1 protein-coding gene is annotated in these 1,749 nt (G+C 61.0%); it reads right to left on the reverse strand.

What is annotated here, in order from left to right:
* Positions 1-48: 48 nt before the first annotated feature.
* A complete protein-coding gene (purH, locus tag NW820_RS12195; protein WP_414407624.1) occupies positions 49-1,734 on the reverse strand; it encodes a bifunctional phosphoribosylaminoimidazolecarboxamide formyltransferase/IMP cyclohydrolase in 1,686 nt (561 codons plus the stop codon).
* Positions 1,735-1,749 lie beyond the last annotated feature (15 nt).

Genomic DNA, 1,749 nt, shown 5'->3' on the forward strand with positions numbered 1-1,749 from the left:
CTCTTTGTCTCTCTTGGGAAGATTTCTCTCTTGAGCAGAAAGGCGGGCTCAGTGCAGAAAGTGACGTATGCCGGTGCAAACCATGGCAATACCGGCAGCGTTGGCAGCAGCAATGGAATCGGCATCGCGGATGCTCCCCCCCGGCTGGATGATGGCGCGGATCCCTGCTTGGGCAGCCATCTCCACGCTGTCGGCAAAGGGGAAGAAGCCATCGCTGGCCAAAACAGCTCCTGCTGCTTGGGATCCCGCCTGCTGGAGAGCGATCTCCGCTGCTCCCACCCGATTCATTTGTCCGGCTCCGACGCCGAGCGTCTGCCTCTGCTTGGCGACGACAATGGCGTTGGATTTCACATGTTTGCAGACTATCCAGGCAAATTCCAGATCCGCCCACTCCTCCGGTGTGGGCTGGCGCTGGGTGACCACTTGCCAAGAAGGGGGGCTGTCGGTTTGCGTCGGTTCCTGGTCGCGACAGCGTTGCAGAGCAACAGGTGAATCGGCGTCTTGCACCAGAAAGCCCCCGGCCAGGGTGCGGATTGTTTGGGCAGGCCCCACACACAAGTCCGGCAAGATCAAGACCCGCAAGTTCTTTTTGACTGACAGTAGCTCAGCCGCTTCTGGAGTGCAATCGGGAGCCACCACACACTCCAAAAAAGGCTCCACCAGCCGTCGGGCGGTCTCTACGTCCAAGGGTTGGTTGAGGGCGACGATGCCCCCAAAGGCCGAAACTGGATCAGCAGCCAGGGCAGCCTCGAGGGCGGCAGCCGGCGATGGGCGAATGGCCACCCCGCAGGGGTTGTTGTGCTTAACCACCACCGCCACCGCTTGTTCAGGTTGCAAGAACTCCCTCCGAGCAGAGCCAGAAGACACAGAGCCCTTCCCGTCAGTGGGCCGCGTCGCATCAGCATTGCGGAGTAACAAGGTTAACTCTGCCGCCAGGGCACGGGCCGCCTCCAGATCCAGCAGGTTGTTGTAGCTCAGCTCCTTCCCCTGCAACTGCTTAGCCCGGTGCCAGCCGGGGGCAGCCGGATCCGTCACATACCAAGTGGCAGCTTGATGGGGATTTTCCCCGTAGCGCAGGCGTTGCCACAGGATCCCTTGCAGTTGAAACCTGTCTTCAGCGGCAGCTGCGGAGGACTGGGAGGGACCTGCTAGCTCCAGGCGAGCCAGGTAGGTGACGATGGCGCGGTCGTAGGCCAGCACCTGCTCAAAGGCCCGACGAGCACACTGGAAGCGAAACGCCAGCCGCTCTGTTTCCCCATAGGCCCCGGAGAGCAGTTGCAAATACTGGGGGTACTGGCTGGGATCCGTCAGCACCGTAACGTAGGGATAATTTTTGGCTGCCGCCCGCGCCAAAGTGGGCCCGCCGATATCGATCTGCTCAAAAGCTTCCTCCAGAGACACTCCTGCCTGGGCCACTGTCTGTTCAAAAGGGTAGAAGTTGACCACCACCAGTTGGATGGGAGGGATCCCCAGCGCCTCTAGGTCTGCCCGGTCTTCGCTGCATTCCAGGCGGGCCAAAATGCCGGCGTGAATGCGGGGGTGCAGCGTTTTCACCCTTCCTCCCAGGATCTCCGGTGCGCCGGTATAGGCAGAGACAGGGGTGACCGGGATCCCAGCTTCTGAGAGCGCCTTGGCGGTTCCCCCACTGCTGAGCAGTTGAAAGCCATGCTCTTGCACGAGGGACTGGGCCAGCGGGATCAGTCCGGTTTTGTCGGATACACTCAACAAAGCCAACGGTACAGAATCCTG

The organism is Synechococcus sp. R55.7 (assembly GCF_047461955.1).
Classification (GTDB): Bacteria; Cyanobacteriota; Cyanobacteriia; order Thermostichales; family Thermostichaceae; genus Thermostichus.